Raw genomic sequence first — 26,714 nt, forward strand, 5'->3', positions numbered from 1 at the left:
GCTTCCCCATGGATCTGTACTTCTCGCCGCTCGCTTGTTCACTGGCCACCCGAATCGCGTTGTACGAGGCGGGGGCACAGGCTGGGTTCATTCAGGTCGACACGAAGTCGAAACAGTTGTCGGACGGCTCGGACTTCTATCCGATCAGTCCGCTCGGGCAGGTGCCGGTGCTGCGCACGGATGAAGGCTGGCTGTTGACCGAAAACACGGCGATCCTGCCGTATGTGGCCGATCATTTTCCGGCCGGACGGCTTGCGCCTGCTCCGGGTACGGCACAGCGCGCGCGCTTGCAGCAATGGCTGGGTTTTATCAGTACGGAGTTGCACAAGGCAGTGTTCGTGCCGTGGCTCGATGCGCGCGCGCCCGAAGACGTGAAGCGCTATGCGCGCGACAAGGCCGCATTGCGGCTAGGCGTTCTGCAGGATCATCTGGCGCAAAGCGAGTATCTGCTCGATGCGTTCAGCGTGGGCGACGCGTATCTGGTCACGGTGCTGAACTGGGCGTTGTATGGCGGCATCGATCTGTCGCAATGGCCGGCGGTGGCGGCTTACTACAAGCGCTTGATGCAGCGGCCGAGTGTGGCAAAGGCCGCAAGGGAAGAATTCGCCCTGTTTGAGGAAGAAATGGCGAAGCGCGCGAAAAACTGAGGGCAGGTTGCCGGCAACAGGATCAATCGTCGCCGTGCTGGCAGAACCGGCGCCCCGGAATGTGCGACACGACCGCCTGGGCGATTTCGAGTGGTGTGCTTTCCGCGGGCACCACGCGGCGGCTCGATTCGGGGGTGTGCTTCATGGTCCATTCGACGAGTCTGTACGAGCGTCCCCATGGGGGCTGCAAGGGGTCCGAGACCTTGCACGAGTGGATCTGGCGCACCCATTCGTTGCCGGGCATCGCGCGCAGATGCTCGAATACCGTGTCTTCCACCATCGTTTGACTCCTTCTTCGCAGGCATGCTGTCCATCTATCGGCGCGTCGGCGACGTCCCTTGAGAAAAAAAGCGCCGCCGATGTTCTGGCGGCTCAACAGGGGATGTTGGGTGCCATAGTTACAGGTAAGAATTAAGCCAAACTTAAGATCACGCTCAAAATTCCCGCGCTTGGTCCCTCTGCGTGATCGCCCTGTTAAAGCGCTGTTTTTGCGTGCGCGGTGATCGAACCCTCAAGACCTCGCGGAATTGGCCGTTATTACAGCGGTTGGGGCCGCCGACCCCGCTTCGCCTCCGGGCCCGCATCAATAACGTGACGAATCTCGCTCAAACGCCGCTTTCAGACCGACTGCGCTCGCTCGTCGATACCGTGCAGCACAACGAGCGCACGCTGCGCCGTTTCCAGAACGTCGAGTTGAGGTTGATCGGCGCGCAGGATTTCGCGTCGTTTCTCGACACGCTGTTCAGCCATCTGCCGAAGGAATTCTCGCTAGCGAGCGTGACGTTGTGGCTCGACGACCGCGCGCCGATGCTGCTCGAACTGCTCGATCCAGGCGCTCTGGATGCACTCGACCAGCCCAATCTGAGAACGTCGCGCGAAGGCGGACTCGCGGCCCTTGGCTTGTGCGACGAAGGACGGCCGTGGCTGGGCAAGCCTGGTCAACTGGATGAAACGGCGCGCCGCGCATTCTTCGGTGACGCCGACGCGCCGGCGAGCGCGATCATGCTGCCGCTTGCCGCCGGTGACACCGTGAGCGGCTTTCTATGCCTGTGCAGCGACGACCCGGCGCGTTTCGCCGAAGGCATGGCTACGGATATCCTGGAGCGCTTTGCGAGCATCGTCACGGCGAGTCTTGACAATGTCGCGCACCGCGAGCGGCTCAAGCAACTCGGTATGACCGATTCGCTGACCGGCCTCGCCAATCGCCGCTACTTCGATGAACGGCTGCGCGAGGAAATCATGCGCGCGGTTCGGTATGGCGTGCCGGTTGCGTGTCTTTTCATCGATATCGACAGCTTCAAGCGGATCAACGACACCTACGGCCATCAGACCGGCGATCGCGCGCTGGCGGCCGTGGCCGCCTGCGTGCGGCAACAGGTGCGCCTGGGCGACACCGTGGCGCGCTATGGCGGCGAAGAGTTCACCGCGCTGCTGCAAGGCGATCGGGCCGACGCGCTGACGGTCGCCGAGCGCGTGCGGCTGGCTGTCGAAAGACTTGATTTGCAGGACGACCATGGTGAGCGCATCGCGTTGACCGTGTCGATCGGCGTGGCGGCGCGCACGCTCGCCGGTGCGCCTGCCGACGCGGCCGTGCACGGCCACGCGATGATGGAAGAAGCCGATCGGGCGATGTACCAGGCTAAACGCAATGGCCGCAACCGCATCGAGGCGTTGGCGAAATCAGGCATCGATAACGCGCGACGCTAACCGTTGCTGTTGGTATAACGAATGGCGCGTCGCGATTCACGGCGTAGCGGGCCCTCACGCGTCCGGCGGCACACCCAGCAATTGCAGCGCTCCACCTGTTACCGCGCCGAACACGGGGCCGGCCACCGTCCCACCATAAAACGCCTTGCCGGCCGGGTCGTCGATCATCACGGCGACGATCAGCCGTGGGTCGCTCATCGGCGCCATGCCGACAAACAGCGCACGGTAACGGTTTTTCGCGTAAGTCGCGCCGACCTGCTTGCGCGCCGTGCCGGTTTTGCCGCCGATCCGGTAGCCTTCCACTACTGCTGCGCGCCCTGTACCGCCAACACCGGTGGCCATTTCAAGCATCGACCGGATCGCGCGCGCGGTGGCGGGCGTTGTGACTGCATGGCCCTTATCCGTCGCCTGCGTCGCGCTACTCGTACTCGCCGTGCCGTCCGCGTTTTTGTCTGTCCGCAACAGACTCACATGATGCATAGTGCCGTCGCCGGCATAAGCGGTATAGACCTGCGCGATCTGCAGTAGCGAAGTGGACAGCCCGTAGCCATACGCCATGGTCGCCTGTTCGATCGGACGCCAGCGTTTGTACGGGCGCACCTTGCCCGACGCGACGCCCGGAAAGGTCAGCTCGGGCCTCAACCCAAGCCCGTATTCCTGATACTTGTTCCAGATCGTTTCAGCGGGCAGATTCAATGCGAGCTTGGCGAGCGCGATATTGCTCGACTTCTGCACGGCTTCGGCGACGGTCATCGCGCCGTGATTCGACGTGTCGTGAATCACCGCCGGGCCGATCTTGTACCAACCCGGCGCGGTATCGATGATGCTTTGCGGCCGCACCTTGCCCTCGTCGATCGACAGCGCGACGACGACCGGTTTGATCGTCGAACCCGGCTCGAAGGTGTCGACGACCGCGCGATTGCGCAGTTGCCGCCCGGTGAGCCGCGCGCGGTCGTTCGGATCGAAGCTCGGATAGTTGGCGAGCGCGAGGATCTCGCCGTTGCGCGCATCGAGCACGACCACGCTGCCGGCCTCGGCGTGATGTTTGGCGATGGCGTCCTTCAGTTGCGCGTAAGCGAGTTGCTGGATGCGCCGGTCGATCGTCAGGTGGATGGTGTCGCCGTTCTGCGCCGGCACGAGCGGCCGGGTCTCGGACACCACGCGGCCCAGGCGGTCGCGAATCACTTCGCGCTGGCCCGGCACGCCGAGCAGTTGCTCGTTGGCGGCGAGTTCGACGCCTTCCTGGCCGTTGTCCTCGATATCCGTGAAACCGACCACGTGCGCCGCCGATTCGCCTTCGGGATAAAAGCGCTTCGAATCCGCGATCTGCGTGATGCCGGCGAGACCCAGTTTGTTGAGATGATCGGCGGTGTCGGCATCCACCTGGCGCTTGAGCAGCACGAAGGTTTTGTCGCCATTCAGACGCCGGCGCAATTCCGCCAGCGGCAAATCGAGCAGCTTCGAAAGCGGCGCGAACGAGGCTTCGTCGAGCAGCTTGGGCGAGGCCCAGATCTCGTACGTCGCGAGACTGACGGCAAGCATCGAGCCGTTGCGGTCGACGATTCGCCCGCGCGTCGCGTCGAGTTCGAGCGTGCGCTGATAGCGTTTTTGCCCCTGATCGACGTAGAAATCCTGATTGACCACCTGCACCCAGAACGCGCGCGCCGCCAGCGACGCGAACGCGCCGAACACCAGCAGGACGACAAGTTTCGAGCGCCACATCGGCAGGCGCGCGGCCAGCAACTGGTTCTTCGCGACGGGCGCGTACGGATCGTGCGACTGCGATTTCTTCTTCTGGATCATGAGTGCGGATAACGAACAGCAGTGCGAGGGCGAGAAACCGGCGAGGCCGATGTCCTGTTGCGCGTGACTGTCGAGCGTGCTCCTCGAGCGAAAGCCACACGCGCGTGGCGTGCAGCGGGATTAACCTGCGCCGCCCGAATCGGCGGCGGTGAATACCTTAAGTTGCCAGCGAAACCGCACGGCCAGCATGCGTACCGCGAAACCAACGGCCAGCACCACGATCGAGGCCGGCGCCGGCGCCACGTCGCAGGCTTGTAGTGCGACATACAGCGCCCCGGCGCCGAGTGCGATGCTGGCGTACAACTCCTCACGCAACACGAGCGGCATCTGGTTGCACAGCACATCGCGCAGCATGCCGCCGCACACGCCGGTAATCGCGCCGGCCAGCACGACGATCGCCGGGCTCACGTCCAGTGTCGCGGCGACGTCGCAACCGATAACCGTGAACGCGATCAGGCCGATTGCGTCGACCGTGACGAACAGCCGTTGCCAGTTGCGCAGCCATTTGGCGCTCGCCGCGGCAATCGACGCTGCCCCGATTGTAATCAGAACGTAATCTGGATGCGAGATCCATGCAAGGGGATAGTGGCCGAGCAGCACGTCGCGCACCGTGCCGCCGCCGAGTGCGGTGACGGTGCCGACGAGGCACAGGCCGAAGCGGTCCATGCCGCGGCGCATGCCCATCAATGCGCCGGACATGGCTTCGGCGATGATCGCCACTAGGTAGAGGAGGTGGAGCAGCATGACGGCGAGCCTTGGTGGGACGGCGCTAGCGAGAGGGCGGGCCCCGCATGGGGGCTTGCCGCGAGGCGCGCGTTGGAAAGCGGCCATTATCGGAAGCGGCGGGTCCTGATGAAAATGCCTTAAGCCGAATTCGGCGATGCCAAATTCGGCTTAACCTGGTTGCGCAATCGGGCGCGGTAAGCGTTCGCTGAACACAAAAAAGCCGCGTGGACTTGAAAATCCGCGCGGCTGGCTCGTTCGATTAGTGCGTCGACTCCGACGCGGCGTGTTAAAGAGGCGCTCTCTGCCTGTCGAGCGCCTTCTTTTTTTCTGCCCCTCTTCTGCTTATATCCCGCTGCCTAAAAGAGCCGGCAGCCTCAGGCAGGCAGAGCGAAACTCGAGATTGCCTCGCGCAACACGCCCACCTGATCCTTCAGCGAATGGGCCGCGGCGGCGGCTTCTTCGACGAGCGCGGCATTTTGCTGCGTGACCTGATCCATTTCGCCGACTGCGCGATTGACCTGTTCGATGCCCGCGCTTTGTTCGCGCGAGGCGTTGCTGATTTCCTCGAGGATTTCGTTCACGCGGCGCACCGACTGCACGATCTCGCCCATGGTCGAACCGGCGTTGGCGACCAGCGACGCGCCGGCTTCGACGGTATGGGTGGACGTTTCGATCAACGCTTTGATTTCCTTCGCGGCCGTAGCCGAGCGTTGTGCGAGGCTGCGCACTTCTGCGGCGACCACCGCGAAGCCGCGGCCCTGTTCGCCCGCGCGAGCCGCTTCGACCGCTGCGTTGAGCGCGAGGATGTTGGTCTGGAACGCGATGCCGTCGATCACGCCGATGATGTCGCCGATCTGCCGCGAGCTGGTGGTGATTTCGCCCATGGTGCGGACCACGTCGTCGACGACGCGGCTGCCGCGCGTGGCCACATCCGCTGCCTGACCGGCGAGTTGCGCCGCTTGCAGCGCGCTGTCCGCGTTCTGCTTCACGTTGACCGTCATCTGATCCATGCTCGACGCCGTTTGGACGAGCGCTGCAGCCTGTTCCTCGGTGCGTTGCGACAGATCCGTGTTGCCGGCGGCGATTTCGGTTGCGCCGATATTGATGTTTTCAGTGCCGAGACGCACGCGCGAAACCGTATCGACGAGACCGGCCTGCATGGTGTGAAGCGCGTGCAAGAGACTGCCGCCGGTGTCGTTTGCCTGCAGCGGCACGCGCGTGGCGAGATTGCCGTCCGCCATCCGTTGAGTCGCTTCGACCGCGACTTCGAGATCGCCGCCGAGCGTGCGGCGGATGCTGCGCAACACCAGCAGCATGACGGTCGTGGCGATCGCGCCGAGCGTCAGGGTGATGACGAGCCAGCGCAACAGGTTGGCGTAGAACGCGCGCTGCACGTCGTCCATGTACATGCCGGTGACGAGATACCAGTCCCACGGTTCGAAGTGGCGTGAGAAGCTGGTTTTCGCCACGGGTTTGTCGCTGCCGGGTTTGGACCATAGATAGTCGACATAGCCGCCGCCTTCGTGATTGCCTGCGGTGACGATATCGACGAACAGATGATTGCCGGCCGGATCGGTAAATTGCGCCATGTTCTTGCCGACCAGTTCCTGCTTGATCGGGTGCATCAGCATGACCGATTGCGAGTTGTTGACGGAGATATAGCCGTCTTTGCCGTAGCGCATGGCGGCGAGCGTTGCGAGCGCCTGCTTTTTGGCTTCGTCTTCGGTGATCGCGTGCTGCTGGGCGAGGGAGTAGTAGCGGTTGACGATGTGATTGGCCTGGTCAATCAGCGCGACCAGTTGATCACGGCGGTCTGAGATCATCGAGGCACGGTTTTGCCATGCGCCGAAGCCGCCGATCAGGATCAGGCCGGTCCAGAGGACCGCGATCATTGAGGCTAGTTTTTTGTTCAGAGTCATGGCAATGGGGTTCTTGCTTTCGCTTTTGATTTCGCTTTCGCGAGGTGGTCGGTCAGGGTTTGCTCTTTCGTTTTTTCACTCTTTGCTTTTTCGCTTGCAGCGAGTGGCTTGTTGCTGACTGTGTTTACGGCTTGGTTTTGTTTGCTCCGCAGGGGAGGGGAAACCCGCTGTTTTATTTGTCTGACTATATCCGGGGTTTTTGGTTTTTTTTGCCTGCGCGGCGCTTTTGGCCGTGTTCCTGGGGCTTTGGCCTCTCCTTGAATTGTTAGTGGTCTATTAGCGTTGCCCCTGTGCGGGGCGGCACCTACTTTTCTTTGCCGGCTGCAAAGAAAAGTAGGCAAAAGAAAGCAGCTAGAAGCCCCTGCTAAGCGGGCACCGTGGTTTGCCTGGGGTAGTGGTGCGACTGGAATCCGTGCTCTCGCACATTCGGCGTTAGTGACAAAGGAGTCATCAGCTCCCACTCCGCACTGCGTGCGTCGCGGACGGGTCTGCAGGGGAAACCAGGGGCTTCGGTTGCGCGCGCGACGGGGGCCGTCGGCTTCGCCTCGGCGATGCGTGGACGTTAAAACGTAGAGGGTGGTTTTATGAACGGCTCTTCGGCGCGCGCGGCGCCGCCGGAAGTATGACGCCCTTGTCACAAGTACGTGCAGGGGCACGAACACAGATTCCAGTCGCACCACTACCACTTGCACGCTACGGTGCCCACTTAGCATTAGCGGTTTGAGCCGCTTTCTTTGCTTATCTTTCTTTGCGGCGGCAAAGAAAGTAAGTGCCGCCCCGCACAGGGGCAACACTAATAGACCACTAACAATTCAAGGAAAGGCCAAAGCCCTAATAAAACTGACAAAAGCGCCACCAATACCAAAGTTAATACATAGCCAGAATAAACAAATAAAATCCAAAAACACCAAAATCAAATAAGAAAAACGAAACAGCAACCCCAAACCCCTGCTCCGCAGGGGCCCAATCACATTTCCCCACATAACGCCAAAAAAATCCAAACCTAATCACCATTGCATGAAATGCAAAAAACAACACATTTCCCCACTTAACAGCAACATCAAAAAACCCCAATACCACTTCAACACCGGATAAAAACGATTTCAGCTATAGTCGCCATTTTCCAGTACCAGCCGGGCAACAAAAGAGCATCAATAAGCCCGCCACAAGGAGTAAAGAAAATGAACGCCCGCGAACCTGCTTTCGTCTCCGCTTCCCGCAGCGCACGCCTGCGCCAGATGCTCGTCAGCAACGAACTCGAATTCATGATGGAGGCCCACAACGGTCTCTCCGCCCGTATCGTCCGTGAAGCCGGCTTCAAGGCGATCTGGGGTTCGGGTCTCGCGATCTCCGCCCAATTCGGCGTGCGCGACAACAACGAAGCCAGCTGGACGCAAGTCGTCGACAACCTCGAATTCATGGCCGACGCCAGTGATCTGCCCATCCTCCTCGACGGCGACACCGGCTACGGTAACTTCAACAACGTGCGACGTCTCGTGCGCAAGCTCGAACAACGCGGCATCGCCGGCGTCTGCATCGAAGACAAGCAATTCCCGAAAACGAATAGCTTCATCAATGGCGAAGCGCAGCCGCTCGCCGATATGGACGAGTTCTGCGGCAAGATCAAAGCCGGTAAAGACTCGCAGTCGGATGAAAATTTCTCGATCGTCGCGCGCGTCGAAGCACTGATCGCCGGCTGGGGCATGGACGAAGCACTGCGTCGCGCGGAAGCCTATCGGCAAGCCGGCGCCGACGCGATCCTGATTCACAGCAAGCTCTCGCGTCCCGATGAAATCCTCGAGTTCGCGCGTGAGTGGGCCGGACGCGGGCCGCTCGTCATCGTGCCAACCAAGTACTACAGCACGCCCACCGAAGTGTTCCGCGAAGCCGGCATCAGCACGGTTATCTGGGCAAATCATCTGATCCGCGCAGCAACCTCGGCCATGCAGGCCGTCGCCAAGGAAATCCACTCGAGCGAAACGCTCGTCAATGTCGAAGACAGCATCGCCGCCGTCAACGAAATCTTCCGTCTGCAAGACGCCGACGAATACTCGGAAGCCGAAGACCGCTATCTGTCGAGCGGCCGCTCGGCGGGCTCCGCCATTGTGCTCGCGGCCAGCCGCGGCAAGGGCCTCGAAGCCGTCACCGAAGATCGTCCGAAAGTCATGCTGCCGATCGCGGGCAAGCCGCTGTTGCGCTGGCTCATCGATGCGTTCAAGAAGCAGAGCGTCAACGACATCACCGTGGTCGGCGGGTATCGTGCCGATGCGATCGATACGGCCGGCATCAAGCTGGTCGTCAACGAACGTCACGCGCAAACCGGCGAACTGGCGTCGCTCGCCTGCGCAGTCGACAAGCTCGCGGGCGATACGGTCATCTCCTACGGCGACCTGCTGTTCCGCAGCTACATTCTGCGCGACCTGGTCGAGAGCGAAGCCGCGTTCAGCGTGGTGGTCGATTCGTCGCTGACCGATGCGGAAAACGCCAGCGTGCGCGACTTCGCATGGTGCTCGGCAGCCGACGATCGCGGGCTGTTCGGCAACAAGGTCACGCTGCGTCATGTGTCGAGCGGGCAGGAGGCAACGTCCGCCATCGCTTCGCAAACGCCGCATGGCCGCTGGGTCGGTCTGCTGAATGTGCGCGGCGAAGGACGTGAGCGTTTGCAAGTGGTACTCGGCAAACTGCAGGCGCGCCCGGATTTCGATTCGCTCGATATGCCCGCGCTGCTGAACGCGCTGATCGAAGCGGGTGAATCGATCGAAGTGCAATACGTGCACGGCCACTGGCGCGGTGTGAACGATCTGGAAGACTTCCGTCGTGCCGGCGATTTCGCGCATGCACAAGCGCCGTTCGCAGCAGCAGCCGACAACCGGAACGACGCAGCCAGCGGAGCCGCGCAATGATCGAGGCGGCACAGTTCGTCGAGGCGGCGCGTGAGCGCGGCTTCGACTGGTATGCAGGTGTACCGTGCTCGTATCTGACGCCGTTCATCAACTACGTGTTGCAGGACGAATCGCTGCATTACGTCTCGGCCGCCAATGAAGGCGATGCGGTTGCGTTGATCGCCGGTGTCACGCTCGGCGCGCAGAACGGCCGGCGCGGCATCACGATGATGCAGAACTCCGGCCTCGGCAATGCGGTGAGTCCGTTGACTTCGCTCACGTGGACCTTCCGTCTGCCGCAGTTGCTGATCGTGACGTGGCGCGGGCAACCCGGCGTCGCGGACGAACCGCAGCACGCGCTGATGGGCCCGGTCACGCCCGCGATGCTCGATACGATGGAGATTCCGTGGGAGACCTTCCCGACCGAAGCCGACGCGATCGGCCCGGCGCTGGATCGTGCGATTGCTCATATGGATGAAACCGGCCGGCCGTACGCGCTCGTGATGCAGAAGGGCAGCGTGGCGCCGTACGAGTTGAAAGAGGGCGCCGCCGGTGCTCGCCGCGTGCCGGTCGCGCCGCGTTCGCAGTTCAAAAACGTCGCGGCGAATGAACTGGCTTCGCGTCACGATGCGCTGCAGAAAGTCATCGCGCACACGCCGCTCGAATCGACGGTGGTGCTCGCGTCGACCGGCTTCTGCGGCCGCGAACTCTATGCCATCGACGACCGTCCCAACCAGTTGTACATGGTCGGCTCGATGGGTTGCGTAACGCCGTTCGCGCTGGGTCTCGCGCTTGCCCGCCCCGACCTGCACGTGGTCGCGCTCGACGGCGACGGCGCCGCGCTGATGCGCATGGGCGCATTTGCGACGCTCGGCGCGTACGGTCCGTCGAATCTCACGCACGTGCTGCTCGATAACGGCGCGCACGACTCGACCGGCGGCCAGGCGACGGTGTCGTCGCAAGTCTCGTTTGCGGGTGTGGCTGCGGCGTGCGGTTACGCGTCGGCGGTTGAAAGCGACGACGTCAACGTGATCGACGAACTGTTCGAAACAGCGCCGTCGACCCATGGTCCGCGCTTCGCCCGACTGGCGATTCGCCGCGGTACGCCCGATGGCCTGCCGCGTCCCACTATCACCCCGCCCGATGTGAAGACGCGCCTGATGCGCCACATCGGCGCCGCTTAAGGAGTGCGCTCGATGCTGCTGCTCAATCCCGGCCCGGTGACGCTCACCGAACGTGTCCGCAACAGCCTGTTGCAAACGGATCTGTGCCACCGTGAAAGCGAGTTTTTCGACTTGCAGGAAGAGGCGCGCACGCGTCTGGTCGATCTATACGGCCTCGACGCGGGCGAATGGCAAGCGGTGTTGATGACCGGTTCCGGCACGGCTGCTGTCGAAAGCATGACCGCCGCGCTGGTGCCGCAAAACGGCAAGCTGCTGGTCGTGGAAAACGGCGTGTACGGCGAGCGTATTTCGCAGATCGCCACGCAATACGGCATCGCGCATGAGTCGCTGAAACACGACTGGATGCAGGCGCCGGATCTCGTGAAGATCGCCGAACGCCTCGACGCGGACAAGGCGTTCACGCACGTCGCCGTGATTCATCACGAAACAACCACGGGCCGTCTGAACGATCTGCAAGCGCTCGGTGCGCTGTGCCGCGAACGCGGTCTGCGTTTGCTGGTGGATGGCGTCAGCAGTTTCGGCGCGGAAGCGATCGATTTCGCCGACACCAGTCTCGACGCCGTCGCGGCGACCGCGAACAAGTGTCTGCATGGCGTGCCGGGCGCGTCGTTCGTGCTGGTGCGGCGCGCGGCGCTCGCGCAGGCGGCGAGCCGCACGTATTATCTGGACCTCGGGCGCCTCGCGCGTCTGCAGGATCAGCGCAATACGCCGTTCACGCCGTCGGTCCATGCGTATTACGCGCTGGTCGAAGCGCTGCGCGAACTCGCCGACGAAGGCGGCTGGCAGGCGCGCCACGCGCGTTACGCGGCGCTCGCCGAGCAGGCTCGCGCGGGTCTCGCGGAGCGGGGCATCGGCAGCGTGTTACCGCCGGAGCAGTCGTCGGTGGTGCTGCGCGCGTATCGCCTGCCGGACGGCGTGGCGTACCCGCAACTGCACGACGCGCTGAAGGCGTGCGGCTTTGTCATCTATGCCGGTCAAGGCGGCTTGTCGGCCGAGCTGTTCCGCATCTCGACGATGGGCAACATCCATGCCGCCGACATCGACCGTCTGCTGCAAGGTTTTAGCGAGCTGACGCGCTAAAGCACGCGATCAGTCGCGCGTGCTGTCGTGGTCCGGTAGCGATCCGGTAACACGCGCACCGTGCCGTCACACCGGGTCTTTGTCCGGCGGTCCATCCGGCCTTTGCGGCTCCTCGGTGTGATGACCCGGCGACGGCGGCACGAGCGGATCGGCTTCCGGATCCCGGTTCGGATCGGCGTTCGGGTCGGGAATCGGGCTGGTATGCATGTCGTAGCTCATTGCATCACCTTTGAGTTGAGAGGCGAACGGAAAGCGAGTGGTACGGCCGCTGTCGGTCGAGTTCACCCACACGCCAGCCGTTTCCTTCTAGCGTAGGCGATCCAGCACGCCGCGCACCCCTTACTTTTTCCTGCGGCGACCCACGCTCAATTGCCAGTAGCGTTCGGTGTCGAAAACGTCGTCGTAATTGCCCGCGCCGAAGGCGCGCAGCTGGCTTGCGTAAGCGTTCACGGCTTCGCGTTTGAGCTGCGTGCGGCGAGGGAGATCGATGGTGTGGCCGACGCTCGGATAGGCGGGCGTCGCGACGACGCCGCGTTGCGCGAGGTCGGCGAGCCGCGCCTGCACGACGCCGGGCGTGCGGCGGTGAATCGCGTCCTCATAGGCGAACCACGTGAGATGCGACAGGCGCGGCAGGATTTCGCAGCAGGCTTCGAACACCAGCACATGATCGTCATGATGCAGGCCGAGCGGCATGAGCAGCGTGTTCGCGGTCGTGCGGTAGATGGTCTCTTCAAGCCCGGCCGCCAGCTTGCTAATCGACGGCGAGTCCAGGTATTGGCTGCCGCGAAACGGCATGCGTAGCGGAATCGCGTCGAGCACTTCCAGGGCGAGGTTGTCTTCGAGCGTGCGGGCGTGGGTGGCCTGGCGGGCGTTCGCGAATCCCGATTTCTGATCCCATTCGGTATGCATTTCGTGCTCGGGCGGCGCGGCAAACACCGTGCAGACCGCGGCGTCAGGATGGGCGGCGAGTAGTGCGCCGCAACTGAAGACGGCGTCGTCGAAATGGGGTGAGACGATGAAAAGGCGTGGGCTGGTTTCGCTCATGGGACATGGGTAGTTTCGAAACGCGCGGGGCCGCATTCGAAGCTTCGATATTGCGCGCGACAAACTTGCTGGATTGGCGGCGTCACATCAGCTTAGGCGGAATTGTCGCGACTTGTGTAACCGGAGTGGTCGACGCAAGCGGCATGCCTGAGTGGGCCGGTTCTGCTGTGGGTTCCCGCAGAGGCTCACCGTTGTGCAACGGGCATATCCCGAACATGCTCACCTTTAGCGGGCGGGTTGTCTCCCGCCAACGCCGCCAGCGCCGCCGCGCGGCTGAACGCCGCCGCAATGGTCGCCACGACGTCGTCGCGTAACGTGGCGTCGGTCATTCCTAGTGCATACGACGGATGCCAGGTCGGCACGATCAGGCGGCCGTTGTGAGCGATGGTTTGCCCGAGGTATTCGGACAGATTGACGTGCGGGCCGGTCAGCGTTTGCAACGCCGTCGCGCCCAGTGTGACGACCACGCGTGGTGCGACCTGCGCTAGTTCTTTTTCCAGCCAGTACTGGCAAGCCTCGACTTCGCGCCACACGGGCGTGCGATGAACACGCTGCTGGTCGAGCGTTTCCCATTTGTAATGCTTGACGGCATACGTCAGATACAGCGCCTCGCGCTTCAGTCCGGCGTGCGCCAGCACGGTGTCCAGCAGTTGACCGGCCGGCCCGGTGAGGGGCTCGCCGTGCTGGTTCTCGTGCTCGCCCGGCTGTTCACCGATCACCATGATCGCGGCAGGCGCGGGCCCGGCGCCCGCAACCGCCTGCTTCGCGTTGCGCCATAACGCGCAGCGCCGGCAGGTGGCGAGCGGGCCAGTGGGTTCCCGCAAAGGGGGCGTCACGGCTGAATACTCAATCGGTGGCATGGGCGGAACGGTGATGGCCGCGCTTTGCGCGCCGAGACGACTGCGTTCGCGCGCGAGGTGTGCAGGCAACGGTGGACCCGCGGGCGGCCTTCTCCAGTAGCGCAGCGGCACAGGCGATGGCTGGGCATTGAAGGCATTGCAGTAGTACGCGAGCCAGAGCGCTTCCGTGGGGGTGCTGGTGATGGCTTCGCCGGTCATGGCGTTGGCCTCTAATACCGGCGCGGCTTGCTCGCATTCCGCCATGAGCGGCCGGTCGGTGCGCAGCAGCATGCCGTTCCAGAACACCGCGCCGTGCGGCGTGGCGAACATCCACGTGGAATTGCCCGTGCGCTTGGCGAACCGCTCGGCGGCGCGCTCCAGCAAGTCATGATGCGGCTCGTACCAGCCGACGAATTCGGGCGGCTCCATCGACGGATCACGCCGTCTGAACAAGGTGAGTGTCAGCAGATCCTCGGTTTCGCGTTCGATAGTCCGGATGCGTTGATCCAGCAGCGCGCCGTCGGGGTCGTCGAGATCGAGGACGTTGCGCTCGCCGCGCGTCCAGCGCCACAGGACGCGGTACAGCAGCGCCCAGCGGTCCGGCGCACGGAAGCAAGCCGCCGTTTTCAGCCAGGAGAGCAGTTCGCGGGGAATCGCGGGCGTGGCGAAGACGGCGGCAGGGGCGACTACTGTCTCGGAGGCGCTCGCCGTCGCGAAGGCGGACTCAGTAGCCAGCACGCCCGGCGCCCCGGCTTTACCTTCAGACTCAACCCACTCGATCTGCGAGGGCTCGACACCTTGCTGCAGCAGCACCCGCGCGGCGCGCCGCCATATGGCGAAAGACGGTTCGATCGAAATGCGTTTCATGCTGACGCGCCGTGGATACGCGCATCGAGATGCGTGTACCTATGCGGCCAAAATACTGTATGAATATACAGTATGCGCTAAAACGCCGGTCTGGATCAAGTCAGCCGGATCAAGCCGACGCAACAACGGGCGCATGTCATTGCGACTGAGGCAGAGACACGTTCGCAGGCCCATCACCAGGGAACAACCCTCCCGAGGTAATCAAGGTAATGCAGGCCGGCGCGCCCTTCATAAGCCTCGATCGTATTGACCAGGTTCGGAATGCTTTCCCCGATGGTCAAGCGCGCCGTAGGACCACCCATGTCTGTCTGGACCCATCCAGGCGCCATCAGCAGGAGGCAGCGCGGAGACTCGGCGCTGCGCGCCGCGAAGGTCCGCATGAACATATTCAGTGCGGCCTTGCTTCCCCGGTAGACTTCGTAATTCGCGTTGGTGGCATTCGTGAGACTGCCTTGCCCAGACGACATGACACCGATCGTTCCAGTCGGCGGGACAAGATCCTGAAACGCGTCAATGACTCTCATCGGACTCAGCGAGTTCGTTACCATCACCCGCACAAATTCCTCGGTCGAGACGTCCGCGATCGTTTCACCATTTTCGTTGACGACGCCTGCGTTCACAAAGAGCACATCGAAACACCGATCTGCAAGACGGGCGCGCAACGCTGCGATCTGCTCGGGAATTGTGATATCGACAATTTCCACTTCGAGCGCGCCGGCGGCGGCTTCCGCGACCTGCCGAAGCTTGTCGGTCGAACCGGTTCGTCCGGTGGCGATGACCTGATAGCCGCGCTTCAAATACTCCTCGACCATCGCAAATCCAAGGCCGCGCGAGGCGCCGATCAGAAGGACGGTTTTCTGTGAATGTGTGTTTTGCATTGGCATTCCCGGTAAACGAAGCCGCTCCCGAACCTGAACGTAACGAGAGCGATCCTCGTAGGTAAATCGTTCAAACCAATATAGCGATGCACAGGGAATGGCGGAAGCCGCGCTGAATGCAACTAATATCTGCATCAGACGCCTTATCTCCCCTTCGCTGACTACGATAAAAAAATGCCTGAACCGGACCTGAATCTCCTTTTCGCGCTCGATGCATTGCTCGCCGAGAAAAACGTGACGCGCGCGGCCCGGTCGTTGCATTTGAGTGCGTCGGCAATGAGCCGCACGCTGACTCGCCTGCGTGCCGCGACTGGCGATCCATTACTGGTCCGGGCCGGGCGTCAGATGGTGCTGACGCCGTATGCCGAGGAGATCCGTGAGCGAACACAAAATATCGTTCAGGAGGCGCGTTCCTTATTGCGTCCGTCCCCCGCGGCGCTGGATTTTTCAACCTTGCGCAGAACCCTGACGATTCGCGTCAACGAAGCTTTCGTGGAAGCCTTCGGCGCGCCATTGATTGCAGAAGTGACTGCACTGGCGCCGTTTGTGCGTTTGCACTTTTCGTCCAAGCCGGAGAAGAACGCGGAATATCTGCGCAATGGCTCCGCCGATCTCGAGATTGGTGTTCAGGAGGATATGGGGCCTGAAATTCGCGTGCAGGCCCTGTTTCGAGACCGCTACCTCGGTGTTGTCAGAAAGGGGCATCCGCTGGACCTGAAACAGGACGTGTCGATCGAGCAATACGCAGCGTATGGCCACGTCGTCGCGCCGTACGGTCGCCAGACAATCGATACGCTTGACGCTGCGATTGCCCTGGCGGGTTTGGAGCGAACGACCATAGCGGTTGTGCCGAGCTTTCCGGCCGCGTTAGCGGTGGCACGAGCGTCCGATCTGGTCGCGCTTCTGCCGGCCTCTTTTGTGAACACTCAGCCCGGCGCAGCTGCCAGCGTCTGCGCGTTCGAGCTTCCTGTGGCGACTGAGGGTTTTACGGTTTCCCAGATGTGGCATCCGCGTTTGGAGAATGACCCGGTGCATCGTTGGCTTCGGCAACTGATTCTTAGAATGTGCCGTCAGCAGGTGTCATCGGGTTAAACGTTGCGCAGATCTTCCGGCGTATCCACGTCGCGCAGAATCCCGGGATCGTCGACGTCCAGCCGCATGACCCGCTGCGAAGTCAACAGCGCGCGTGCGCCGGTGTCGCCGTCGAGCGCGATCAATGCGTCCCGATGCTCGATGCCGAAGCCGACCGGATGGCCGCGCTGGCCCTGATAAAACGGCGCGACGATCGAAGCGCCACCGTCGAGCGCACGCGCCACTTCTTCGATCGTCGGGGTGGCAATGCGCGGCATATCGGCAAGCGCGACGATCCAGCCCTCGGCGTCTTCGCAGGCCTCGATGCCGGCGGCGAGACTCGCACCCATGCCACGATTGGCGCTCTCGGCGAACACCACGTCGCAGCCGGCGTCGTTCAGGAGGCGCGCGAGGGCGTCCGAACCCGGCCGCACCACGGCCAGCACATGCGAGACGACCCTTAGCAGCCGGTGCGCCGCTTCGTGCGCGACGGGCGTGCCGTCGGGCATCTGGGCGAGGAGCTTGTTGTGCAGGCCGTCCGGGTCGAAGCGGGAGCCGAAGCCGGCGGCGAGCAACACGCCAGTAGCGAGCGAGGCGTAGGCCATGGACGGGCACCGATAGAGGGGACGTGCCCGATTGTGCGATGCAACGCATCGGCAGGCAAGCGGCAATGCATCAGCCGTTATGCGCGCATCGTCCCCATCACCTTGTCGAGCGTCACCGGCAGATCGCGCACGCGCACACCGGTCGCGTGATACACCGCGTTCGCGATGGCCGCCGGCACGCCGGTGATGCCGATCTCGCCGATGCCGCGCACGCCGACCGAGTTGACGTACGGATCAGGTCGATCGATGAACGTGATGTCGAGCGAACCGATGTCGGCATTCACCGGCACGTGGTACTCGGCGAGATTCGCGTTGGTGAAGCGCCCATAGCGCGTGTCGAGCGAGGTGTCTTCCTGGAGCGCCGCCCCCACGCCCCACACGATGCCGCCCAGCATCTGGCTGCGCGCGGTTTTCTGGTTCAGCACGCGCCCCACGTCATACACGCCGACCACACGCGCCACGCGAATCGTGCCGAGGTCGGCATCGACATGGACTTCGGCAAACACGGCGCCAAACGAGTGAAGCGAGTACTTCTGCCGTTCATCGCCGGGTTTGACCGTCGCGGTGGCCTCGATCGGTTTGCCGCCTGAGCGCGCGATGATCGCCGCCGCCGGATCGCGCTTCGACGGTTGCGAACGGCTCATGACCCAGCCGTTTTCCACCGTGATGTCGTCGAGCGCGATGCCGTGCACCGGCGAGGCTTCGTCGGCGAGCGCCAAGGCGATCAGCTGGTTGCGCGCCTGGCTTGCGGCCTCGCGCACAGCGGGCGAAACGCTCGCCGCCGATTGCGAGCCGCCCGACCCCGGCGCTTTCGGCAGCGACGAATCGCCGAGTGCGAAGTGGATGTTTTCCGGCGCGAAGCCGAGGGCGTCGGCGGCCACCTGGGTCATCACCGTGTAGGTGCCGGTGCCGAGGTCCTGGGTGCCGGAGGCAACCATGGCGCTGCCGTCCGGCAGAATCCGAGCGATGGCCGCAGCTTCGCTGCGGTTGGCCGGATAGGTGGCGGTGGCCATGCCCATGCCGATCAGCGTATTGCCGTTGCGCATCGAGCGTGGCGCGGCAGTGCGCCGCGACCAGCCGAATTTCTCCGCGCCGATCTGATAGCACTCGCGCAAGGATTTGCTCGACCACGGCTTGTTTTCCTGCGGATCGGCATCGGCGTAATTCTTTAGACGCAGCGCGAGCGGGTCCATCTTCAACGCGACAGCGAGTTCGTCCATTGCCGATTCGAGCGCGAACGAGCCGGTCGTCTCGCCGGGCGCGCGCATGAAGGTCGGCGTGCCGAGATTCATCGGCACGATCCGGTGCGTCGTGATCTGATTGGGCACAGCGTACAACATGCGCGTGACCATGCAGCAGGTCTCGGTCCAGTCTTCGAACATTGACGTGTTCGACGTACTGTCGTGGCGCATCGCCGTCAGCGTGCCGTCGTGCCGCGCGGCAAGCGTGAAATGCTGCTCGGTACGCGGCCGCGCGCCGACGGAGCCGAACATCTGCGGCCGCTCGAGCACGAGACGCACCGGGCGCCCGGTCTGTTTCGCCGCCATCGCGCACAACGACACGTGCGACCACGACGAACCCTTGCAACCGAAGCCGCCGCCGATAAAAGGCGAAATCACACGCACGTCGCCGGGCGACATGCCGAACGTCTTGGCGACCGCCTGCGCCGCATTGCTCACGCCTTGCGTCGAGTCGTAGAGCGTGAGTTGCGGGCCATCCCAGTGCGCCATCGTGGCGTGCGGCTCCATCGGGTTGTGATGCTCGATCGGCGTGGTGTAGACGGCATCGACGTGGACGGGGCCGCTGCGCAACCCGTCCTCGAAGTCGCCGCGTTGCGTGTCGGTTGTGCGGCCTTGTGGTTTGTCGGGCGCATGTCCGTTCGGCTTCGCTTGCGTGAAATCGAGTACCGCGGCGCTGCTCTGATACGTGATGCGCAACTGGCGCGCGGCATCGGTGGCATGTTCGAGCGTATCGGCAACCACCACCGCGACCGGCTCGTTGTTGTAGTGAACCTGGTTGTCCTGCAGCAGTGACAGCCGCCTGCCTGCCGGCGGCGTCAACGCGGGCTTGCCGCCATTCGGCAGGCGCGGCGCGTTCTGATACGTCATCACCAGCAGCACGCCTGGCAATGCCTGCGCGCGGCTCGCGTCGATCGACGCAATCGTGCCGCTTGCAATCGTGCTGGTGACCAGCACCGCATGCGCAAGCCGCGCCTCGGGGAACTCGGCGGCGTAGCGCGCTTCGCCGGTGACTTTCAGCAGACCGTCGATGCGGTCGAGCGGTTGACCGATCAGATTCATGCGACACCTCCGCTGCGGCCCGCGGCCAGATTTACTGCGCGCACGATCGCGCGTTGCGCGAGCTGCACCTTGAACGCATTCTCGTGCTGGGGCCTCGCATCGCGTAGCGCGGCGGCTGCGGCGTCATGCAACCTCGCCTGCGTGAGCGGCTGGCCGTTGAGCATCTGCTCGGCCGCACTCGCGCGCCACGGTTTGTGCGCGACGCCGCCCAACGCGATGCGTGCGGTTTTCACGTGGTCGCCGTCCATCTGCAACGCGGCGGCTACCGAGACCAGCGCAAATGCGTAACTGGCCCGGTCACGCACCTTCAGATAGTGGGCGTTCGCGATGAACAAAGGTGGCGGCAAATCGACAGCGGTGATCAACTCACCCGCCTGCAAAGTCGTATCGATTTCGGGCCGGTCACCGGGAAGCCGATGAAAGTCAGCAAACGGAATCGTCCGCTCGCCTGATGGGCCGCTTACACGCACGGCGGCGTCGAGCGCGGCGAGAGCCACGCTCATATCCGACGGATTCACGGCGATGCATTGCGGACTCGCGCCGAGAATCGCCTGCGTGCGATTGTGGCCTTCGAGCGCCGCGCAACCGCTGCCTGGTATGCGCTTATTGCACTGCGTGAAGGCGGTGTCGTAAAAGTAGCCGCAGCGCGTGCGCTGCATCAGATTGCCGCCGACGGTCGCCATATTGCGCAACTGCGCTGAAGCACCTGCCAGAAACGCTTGCGACAGCAACGGATATTGTTCGCGCACCAGCGCGTGATTGGCGGCATCGCTGTTGCGCACCAGGGCGCCGATACGGATGCCGCCATTGGGCAGCGTGGTGACCGTATCGAGTCCGCCGATGTGCGTGATATCGATGAGCCGCAGCGGCCGCGCCACGCCGCCCTTCATCAGGTCGAGCAGATTGGTGCCGCCGCCGATGAACACCGCACCCGGTTGCTGCGCCGCGCGCACGGCGCCGGCGACGTCGCCGGCGCGTTCGTAAGAGATCGCATCCATGCTGGTCGCTCCGTCAGGCGTTGTGGCGGTGATCGCTGCTGTCGCTGTCAATGACACTGCTGGCGATGCCACCAATGCCGTTGCCATTGCCGCTTGCAGCGTTCTGCCCACCGCCTTCATGCACGGCGCGCACCGCCGCGACGATATTCACATACGCTCCGCAGCGACAGATATTGCCGCTCATGCGTTCGCGAATCTCGTCGTCGGAAAGTTGTGGAGGCCGGCTGCGGACATCGGCGGTCACGGTGCTGGCCGTGCCGTTACGGAATTCGTTCAGCAGGGCAGTCGCGGAACACAACTGCCCGGGCGTACAGTAGCCGCACTGGAACGCATCGTGTTCGATGAAGGCGCGCTGCAACGGACTCAGCACGCCGTTGCTGGCGAGTCCTTCCACCGTCGTAATGTTTTCCCCTTCATGCATCACGGCGAGCGTCAGGCAGGAATTGATGCGACGGCCGTCGGCGATCACCGTGCATGCGCCGCACTGTCCGCGGTCGCAGCCTTTCTTTGTGCCCATCAGGCCTGCGTATTCACGCAGCGCATCGAGCAAGGTTACGCGCGGTTCGAGTTGCAGCGTGTAAGCGAGGCCGTTGATGGTCAGCGTGACCGGACGGCCCGGCACTGGTGCGCGCACCTCCGCGGGCGGCGCGGCCGGGGTGGGGGTTTGTGTTTGCGCGCGCAGATGCGGCGCCGCGCCGACTGTGGCGGCCGCGGCAGCCGACTGCAGAAAGCGGCGGCGTGATGGTCGGGGTGGCGTGGCGGCGGGCGTGTCGTCCGAATCCGGACGTTCGTTCTTCGTGGACATGACGGTCTGCTGGCTCCATTGAAAGGTCAATGCAGGCTGGCGACATGCGGATAGCCATCGTGCGGATACCCCGCGTTGGCTTCCGAAGCGTCGTGGTGTGACTCATCGCTATCAGCAATTTCGGTGCCGTTGCGAATGCAACTGGTTGCCGACGCGGCGCAACGGGGTCCGCTGCGACCCGGCTATCCGGGCACGGCGAAGCGAATCGAATCCCGGAGAGCGCAACCAGGAAAGTAGCGACGCGCGTCAACCACGCACGTTGCGCTTAACGAACAGGAAAGTAAATACGCGGACGTGCCTTCTTTCTGTGTGCAAAAAGAAAGACTGTTTTGTGTGGGACGAGGAGTCCGCCAGATCAGGCGTCGGCCCAGCGGCGCAGCAGATTGTGATAGATGCCGGTGAGGCTTACCACGGTTGCATCGTTCGAACCTTTCTCGGCCGCGAGGCGTTGTACGTCGTTGTCGAGTTGAAACAGCATGGCGCGTTCGCCGTCGTCGCGCACCATGCTCTGAATCCAGAAGAAGGACGCGACCCGCACGCCACGCGTCACCGGGCTCACGTGATGCAGGCTCGAAGCGGGGTAGAGCACCATGTCGCCTGCCGGCAGCTTCGCGCGATGCACGCCGTAGGTGTCTTCGACGCAGAGTTCGCCGCCGTCGTAGGACTCCGGCTCGGCCAGAAAGAGCGTGGCCGACAGATCGCTGCGGATGCGAAAGTCGGTGCCGCGCAACTGGCGGATCGCATTGTCCACGTGCGTGCCGAAACCATCGCCGCCTGCATAGCGGTTAAAGAGCGGCGGAAAGACTTTCAGCGGCAACGCGGCGGAAAAGAAGCGCGGATTGCGGCCGAGCGCGTCCTGAATCGCATCGCCAATCGCGCGCGCGGCGGGGGAGCCTTCGGGCAATTGCTGGTTGCGCTTGGCCTGCGCCGACTGTTCGCCGGAAGTCGCATTGCCGTCGATCCATGGCGCCGCGTCGAGGATTTCGCGGCATTGCGCGACCTGTTGTTTGCTGAGTACGCCTTGCAGATGCAGCATCATGCGCGCACCTCTTCGTTGATCTCCTGATTGATCTTTTCAGCCAGCATACGAAATGCGGCCACCGGCGAGGCGGCCAGCCACGTTTGCATTTTCTCGACGAACGCGGGCGTTGCCGTCACCGGCACGCGCCGCAGCCACGTCAGCGCGGCATCGATCTCGCCGTGTTCAGCCAGTAGCCGCGCATAGTTGAACTGGCCGCGAAAATCGCCGCCCACCGCTGCACGCCGGTAATAGTCGAGCGCGATGTTTGCGTTGGCATCGACTTCCCAGCCGTCCTCGTAAAAGCTGCCGATAAAGTTGATCGACTTCGTGTGACCCATTTCGGCAGCGCGCCTGAACCACTGCAGCGCCTGTGCACGATCGCACGCCACACCATTGCCGAGCGCCAGCGCCGACGCATAGTTGTACATGCCCCAGTCGAGTCCGGCCTGCGCCGCGAGGCGGTACCAGTAGACCGCCACCGGCGCGCACGCGGTGGTTCCCCAACCGTGCTCATAGCAACGGCCCAACATGTTCATCGCCATCGGATGATCCTGCCGGGCCGCGTGCTTGAACCAGCTCAACGCTTCCTCGGCGTTGCGGTCCACGCCATGACCGTCGAGCAGATATTGCCCATACACTGCCTGCGCTTCGACGATGCCGTTATGCGCGGCCGCCGCCACCCACGCGGCAGCGGTGGCCGGTGGCCCGGAGAGAATCGCGGCGAGCTCGTCATGTGACACGCTCGCCAGCGCCTTCAGCGTTACCTGTTCCGTCATGCCGTGCCTAGTAGTGCGCGTTAAGCGTCAGGAAGGCGGAGCGGCCTGCTGCGATCGACGCGTAGTGCGCCGGATACGCCTGGTCGTAATACGTCCGGTTGAAGATGTTCTGCACGTTCAGTTGCAGGTCGACCTTCTTGTTGATCCGGTACGTCGCCATGCCGTCGAAGCGCCAGTACGACGGCACCGCACGCAGGTTCGCCGTGTCGCCGTACACCTGCGACATGTAGAACGCGCCGCCGCCGATCGTGAACTTCGGCAGCACGTCGTAGTTGGTCCACAGGCTGATGCTGTTCTTCGGCGTATTCGGGAACTGGTGGCCGTTATCCGAGGTGGTCTTGCCGTTGTCGCGCAACTGGCTCTTCATGTACGTGTAGCCGCCGAACACCTGCCACTTGTTCGTCAACTGACCGGCCACGCCGAACTCGAAGCCTTGCACGCGCTTGTTGCCGACCATCGCGTATTCGTTGTTCGGCAGCGTGACGCGGGCGTTGGTCGTGTCGATCTGGAACAGCGCGCCCGTCAGCGAGAGATGGTTGTCGAGCACATTCCACTTGGTGCCGAGTTCGACGCTACGGTTCTTTTCCGGTGCGAGCTGATCCGCGTTCGCACCGACCCCGCCACGTGCTGGCGTCAGCGATTGCGTTTCGCTGCCTTGGCCGAGCAGGGCGCCGGCCGGCGTCGACGAAGTCGCGATCGACGCATACACGCTCCCGTTCGAAGCCGGTTTGAAGACGAGGCCGAACTGGTAGTTGAACAGTGTGTCGTCGCGCGAGGTGCGCTTGCCGCCGTTGGCCACCGTGTTGCGGAAATCGGTCGAGTAATCGTCGACGCGCAAGCCGACGTTGGCCTGCCAGCGTTTGGTGAGTTCGATCGTATCGAACGCATACAGCGATTTGGTGGTGGTGCGCTGCTCGCTCGGATCGTTCGTTTGCTTGACCGAGCCGGCCCACGGGTCGTTCGGATTCGGCGACCACAGGCTCGTGCAGTTATAGCCTGACGCCGCGCCGATGCCCTTGGTCTTGCAGATCGCACCGGTGGCCGTTGCAACGGTGTACGAATCATTCACGCTGGTTTCGCGCGACAGTTCGAGGCCGGTGGTGAAGCTGTGTTTCAGGAAGCCGGTCCTGAACTCGCCGAACAGTTCGGTCTGGTTCGCAAGGCTGTAGACGTCGCTGGCACGCGTATTCGCGCGGCGCCACACCATGCCGTTCACGACGTTGCCCTGACTGTCGTCCGGTTGCGTCCAGATGTAGTCCTGAGTGGACTTCGTATAACGCGTGGTGTTGCGGATCGTCAGATTGCTGTTGATGTCGTGCTCGATGCGCACGGTGCCGACGTCTGACGTCGTCTTGCGGAAATCGCGGTCGATCAGGCCGTAAAAGTTATGCCGGTCCACGTTCGCCGGATAGATCGTGTCGACGTTGGCCGGCTTGTTGGTGGTCGTGTAGAAGTACGGAATGCCACTGTCGGGCAGGTCGTCGGTGGAGAGGTGGTAGTAGCTCGCCGTGACGCGGGTCGGTGTGCCGAGACCATAGGTGAACGAGGGCGCGATGCCCCAACGCTCGTTGTTGACCGCGTCGCGGCCGGCCACGTCGTTGTTGTGGCTCATCACGTTCAGGCGGAACGCCGCGTGATCGGCCATTTGCCAGTTGCCGTCGGCGGTGAAGCGGCGGTAGCGGTCGGTGCCCAAGCCCGCGCTGCCGTCGGCGGAATTGCCCAGATGCGGAGTCTTGCTGATCAGGTTGATGCTGCCGCCCGCGCCGCCGCGGCCACCGTAGGCGCCGTCCGAACCCTTGGTCACTTCCACGCTTTCGATGTTGAACACTTCGCGCGTGGTCGCGCCGATGTCGCGCATGCCGTCGACGAAGGTGCTGCCCTGGGCGTCGTAGCCGCGAATGAACGGCCGGTCGCCGAGCGGATTGCCGCCTTCGCCGGCGCCGAACGTGATGCCCGGCACCGTGCGCAGTGCTTCGGTCAGCGTCGAGGCGCCCGTGCTTTTGATCAACTCCTGCGGAATCACGGTCACCGACTTCGGCGTGTCGACCAGCGGCGCGGTGAATTTGACCGACGCCGAGTGGTCGGTCTTGAAGCCGTCGTCCGCATGGCCTTGCACGGCGATCGGCGCGAGCTGGCTTTCCTTGTCAGGCGGCGCCGTGCCGGCCGTGCCCTGCGCGAGCGCGGGACCTGCCGCCAACATGCTGCACAGCGTCGTGCTGATTTTGCCGAGCTTCGGTTCGTCGGACCGCAACTTCATTTTTATCCCCGTTATGAGTGCTGGTGCCCGGGTGAATAACGCATTCCTTACCCGAACATTCCATGTTTATTACAAATTGTTTGCGGCCTGAATTCTATGCAATCTGCTTGTAATTGAGAAGCGTTCTCATCAGAAAATCTTCGGGTGGGGAGTTGAGTGCGCGTATCAATTCATTAAATTGAAGGCTTGATCGACGAAGATAAGTGGGGAAGGGGTGAGTTTGGCGGCTTCGGCAGGCGTGGGGATGCTTGCACTTTTGTCGCCGAAAGTGTCTTCTGTGGCGCTTGATGCGCTTCTATCTGTTTCTGTTTTTTGATCCAAGGCGGACCCTGTCCGCGCCCGATTTCCTACTGTGCGGCCAACTCGGCCAGCATCTCCCGCAGCCACACGAGCGCCGGATCGGCCTGATTGCGCGGATGCCAGCCCGCATACAACGTGAAGCCGCGCGCCTCGAACGGCAGCGCAAAAATATCGAGCCGGTCGACGTAGCGCGCCGCGAAGCGCGACGGCAGCGTCGAAACGTAGTCGGTTTTGGACAGCAACTCCGGCACCAACGCGAAGTGCTGGACCGACAGCGCGACACGCCGTTGACGGCCGAGTTCGTCGAGATGCTCGTCCATGAAGCCGTGAAAACTGCCGCCGCTGGTCGACACCAGCACGTGATCGAGCGCGCAGTAGGTGTCGAGATCGAGTGGGGCGTCGCCGCGCGGGTGGCCCTTGCGCTGCACGAACACGAAATGCTCGTCGTAGAGCTTGCGGACTTTCATCGACGGCGGAATCATCCGGTCGGAACCGAGCAGCAGGTCGATCTCGCCGCTTTCGAGCCGCGATGCGGCGGTGGGCTGATCGCCGATCACGAATGCCACGCGCACGCCCGGCCCCGCCGACGCCGGCAGGCGTTCCATCAGGCGCATGCCGAGCACGGCGGTGGCGTTGTCGTGCGCGGCGATTACGAAGCGCCGCGTATCCGTGATGGGATCGAAGGCAGACTGATGGCGCACCACCGCTTCGAGATTCTTCAACGCTGCATGAAGCGGCTCCATCAACTCCAGCGCCCGGGCCGTGCGGGTCATTCCGCGGCCGGTTTCGGCCGGCAGCAGCAGCGGATCACCGAAGATCTGCCGCAAGCGCGAAAGCTGCGTGGAGACGGCCGGTTGTGTCAGATGCAGCCGCTCGGCCGCACGCGTGACATTCGACTCGGCGAGCAGCGCGTCGAGCGAAACCAGCAGATTCAGGTCGATGCCGCGGAGATCAATCATGTTGATAGGTCGCATATGAGTAATTGATTTCTAGAATACGTACCGC

Annotated in this window: 23 protein-coding genes; 6 read left to right on the forward strand and 17 right to left on the reverse strand. The window is 63.1% G+C overall.

The window, feature by feature from the left end; all coding sequences use genetic code 11:
- Window positions 1-8 precede the first annotated feature (8 nt).
- Window positions 9-647: a glutathione binding-like protein gene (locus KHO30_RS25465; protein WP_211702700.1), complete on the forward strand. Its 639-nt coding sequence runs from the start codon at window positions 9-11 to the stop codon at window positions 645-647.
- A 22-nt stretch (window positions 648-669) separates the two neighbouring features.
- Here the strand turns inward: KHO30_RS25465 and KHO30_RS25470 are convergent, their stop codons facing one another.
- A complete protein-coding gene (locus KHO30_RS25470; RefSeq protein ID WP_093632986.1) occupies window positions 670-927 on the reverse strand; it encodes a DUF2866 domain-containing protein in 258 nt (85 codons plus the stop codon).
- A gap of 311 nt (window positions 928-1,238) precedes the next feature.
- Between KHO30_RS25470 and KHO30_RS25475 the strand changes: the two genes are divergently transcribed.
- Entirely contained in the window at window positions 1,239-2,354 is a 1,116-nt protein-coding gene (locus tag KHO30_RS25475) for a GGDEF domain-containing protein (protein WP_211702701.1), read from the forward strand.
- A 54-nt stretch (window positions 2,355-2,408) separates the two neighbouring features.
- On the opposite strand, the gene KHO30_RS25480 is transcribed toward KHO30_RS25475, so the two are convergent.
- From KHO30_RS25480 to KHO30_RS25490, 3 genes are all read right to left on the reverse strand, one after another.
- A complete protein-coding gene (locus KHO30_RS25480; protein WP_211702702.1) occupies window positions 2,409-4,157 on the reverse strand; it encodes a peptidoglycan D,D-transpeptidase FtsI family protein in 1,749 nt (582 codons plus the stop codon).
- A gap of 120 nt (window positions 4,158-4,277) precedes the next feature.
- Window positions 4,278-4,901 (reverse strand): trimeric intracellular cation channel family protein, encoded by a 624-nt coding sequence (locus tag KHO30_RS25485; protein ID WP_200622591.1) that lies wholly within the window; start codon window positions 4,899-4,901, stop codon window positions 4,278-4,280.
- 356 nt (window positions 4,902-5,257) lie between these two features.
- Window positions 5,258-6,802 (reverse strand): methyl-accepting chemotaxis protein, encoded by a 1,545-nt coding sequence (locus KHO30_RS25490; protein WP_200622590.1) that lies wholly within the window; start codon window positions 6,800-6,802, stop codon window positions 5,258-5,260.
- Between the two features lie 1,181 nt (window positions 6,803-7,983).
- Between KHO30_RS25490 and aepX the strand changes: the two genes are divergently transcribed.
- Genes aepX through KHO30_RS25505 form a run of 3 tightly spaced genes read left to right on the forward strand, consistent with a single transcriptional unit; the run spans window position 7,984 to window position 11,948 of the window.
- Window positions 7,984-9,705: a phosphoenolpyruvate mutase gene (gene aepX / locus KHO30_RS25495; RefSeq protein WP_211702703.1), complete on the forward strand. Its 1,722-nt coding sequence runs from the start codon at window positions 7,984-7,986 to the stop codon at window positions 9,703-9,705.
- On the forward strand, window positions 9,702-10,868 hold the full coding sequence (gene aepY / locus KHO30_RS25500; protein ID WP_211702704.1) for a phosphonopyruvate decarboxylase: 1,167 nt from the start codon (window positions 9,702-9,704) through the stop codon (window positions 10,866-10,868). The genes aepX and aepY overlap by 4 nt, the downstream gene beginning before the upstream one ends.
- Window positions 10,869-10,880: 12 nt before the next feature.
- Complete coding sequence (locus tag KHO30_RS25505) at window positions 10,881-11,948, forward strand: 2-aminoethylphosphonate aminotransferase (RefSeq protein ID WP_211702705.1); 1,068 nt, start codon at window positions 10,881-10,883, stop codon at window positions 11,946-11,948.
- A gap of 66 nt (window positions 11,949-12,014) precedes the next feature.
- Here the strand turns inward: KHO30_RS25505 and KHO30_RS25510 are convergent, their stop codons facing one another.
- The 4 genes from KHO30_RS25510 to KHO30_RS25525 form a co-directional block, all read right to left on the reverse strand.
- Window positions 12,015-12,167 (reverse strand): hypothetical protein, encoded by a 153-nt coding sequence (locus KHO30_RS25510; RefSeq protein ID WP_165614491.1) that lies wholly within the window; start codon window positions 12,165-12,167, stop codon window positions 12,015-12,017.
- Window positions 12,168-12,287: 120 nt separating this feature from the next.
- The gene (locus KHO30_RS25515; protein WP_211702706.1) at window positions 12,288-12,992 is read right to left on the reverse strand and encodes a PIG-L deacetylase family protein; all 705 of its coding nucleotides are present in this window, start codon (window positions 12,990-12,992) and stop codon (window positions 12,288-12,290) included.
- A gap of 185 nt (window positions 12,993-13,177) precedes the next feature.
- Complete coding sequence (locus tag KHO30_RS25520; RefSeq protein ID WP_211702707.1) at window positions 13,178-14,698, reverse strand: UdgX family uracil-DNA binding protein; 1,521 nt, start codon at window positions 14,696-14,698, stop codon at window positions 13,178-13,180.
- Between the two features lie 173 nt (window positions 14,699-14,871).
- Window positions 14,872-15,576: an SDR family NAD(P)-dependent oxidoreductase gene (locus KHO30_RS25525; RefSeq protein WP_093632974.1), complete on the reverse strand. Its 705-nt coding sequence runs from the start codon at window positions 15,574-15,576 to the stop codon at window positions 14,872-14,874.
- A 174-nt stretch (window positions 15,577-15,750) separates the two neighbouring features.
- Here KHO30_RS25525 and KHO30_RS25530 point away from each other — a divergent pair, with 174 nt between their 5' ends.
- A complete protein-coding gene (locus KHO30_RS25530) occupies window positions 15,751-16,668 on the forward strand; it encodes a LysR family transcriptional regulator (protein WP_093632973.1) in 918 nt (305 codons plus the stop codon).
- Here KHO30_RS25530 and KHO30_RS25535 read toward each other — a convergent pair.
- The 9 genes from KHO30_RS25535 to KHO30_RS25575 all read right to left on the reverse strand — a co-directional run bounded on the left by KHO30_RS25535 (window position 16,665) and on the right by KHO30_RS25575 (window position 26,668).
- Window positions 16,665-17,252: a nucleotidyltransferase family protein gene (locus KHO30_RS25535; protein WP_093632972.1), complete on the reverse strand. Its 588-nt coding sequence runs from the start codon at window positions 17,250-17,252 to the stop codon at window positions 16,665-16,667. The genes KHO30_RS25530 and KHO30_RS25535 overlap by 4 nt on opposite strands.
- A 77-nt stretch (window positions 17,253-17,329) precedes the next feature.
- On the reverse strand, window positions 17,330-19,552 hold the full coding sequence (locus KHO30_RS25540; RefSeq protein ID WP_200651582.1) for a xanthine dehydrogenase family protein molybdopterin-binding subunit: 2,223 nt from the start codon (window positions 19,550-19,552) through the stop codon (window positions 17,330-17,332).
- Window positions 19,549-20,550, reverse strand: coding sequence for an FAD binding domain-containing protein (locus KHO30_RS25545; RefSeq protein WP_211702708.1), 1,002 nt, complete (start codon window positions 20,548-20,550; stop codon window positions 19,549-19,551). The genes KHO30_RS25540 and KHO30_RS25545 overlap by 4 nt, the downstream gene beginning before the upstream one ends.
- Before the next feature lie 13 nt (window positions 20,551-20,563).
- On the reverse strand, window positions 20,564-21,355 hold the full coding sequence (locus KHO30_RS25550; RefSeq protein ID WP_211702709.1) for a 2Fe-2S iron-sulfur cluster-binding protein: 792 nt from the start codon (window positions 21,353-21,355) through the stop codon (window positions 20,564-20,566).
- Between the two features lie 355 nt (window positions 21,356-21,710).
- The gene (locus tag KHO30_RS25555; protein ID WP_200651580.1) at window positions 21,711-22,394 is read right to left on the reverse strand and encodes a Fe2+-dependent dioxygenase; all 684 of its coding nucleotides are present in this window, start codon (window positions 22,392-22,394) and stop codon (window positions 21,711-21,713) included.
- Window positions 22,391-23,152, reverse strand: a complete 762-nt coding sequence (locus KHO30_RS25560) for a tetratricopeptide repeat protein (protein ID WP_211702710.1) — start codon at window positions 23,150-23,152, stop codon at window positions 22,391-22,393. The genes KHO30_RS25555 and KHO30_RS25560 overlap by 4 nt, the downstream gene beginning before the upstream one ends.
- A 7-nt stretch (window positions 23,153-23,159) precedes the next feature.
- A complete protein-coding gene (locus KHO30_RS25565) occupies window positions 23,160-25,409 on the reverse strand; it encodes a TonB-dependent receptor (protein ID WP_211702711.1) in 2,250 nt (749 codons plus the stop codon).
- A gap of 165 nt (window positions 25,410-25,574) precedes the next feature.
- Window positions 25,575-25,730 (reverse strand): hypothetical protein, encoded by a 156-nt coding sequence (locus tag KHO30_RS25570; RefSeq protein ID WP_200651577.1) that lies wholly within the window; start codon window positions 25,728-25,730, stop codon window positions 25,575-25,577.
- A 26-nt stretch (window positions 25,731-25,756) separates the two neighbouring features.
- Window positions 25,757-26,668 carry a LysR family transcriptional regulator gene (locus KHO30_RS25575; protein ID WP_211702712.1) on the reverse strand — a complete coding sequence of 304 codons (912 nt, stop codon included), beginning with the start codon at window positions 26,666-26,668 and terminating at the stop codon, window positions 25,757-25,759.
- Window positions 26,669-26,714 lie beyond the last annotated feature (46 nt).

This window comes from Paraburkholderia aspalathi (assembly GCF_905220735.1).
Classification (GTDB): domain Bacteria; phylum Pseudomonadota; class Gammaproteobacteria; order Burkholderiales; family Burkholderiaceae; genus Paraburkholderia; species Paraburkholderia aspalathi.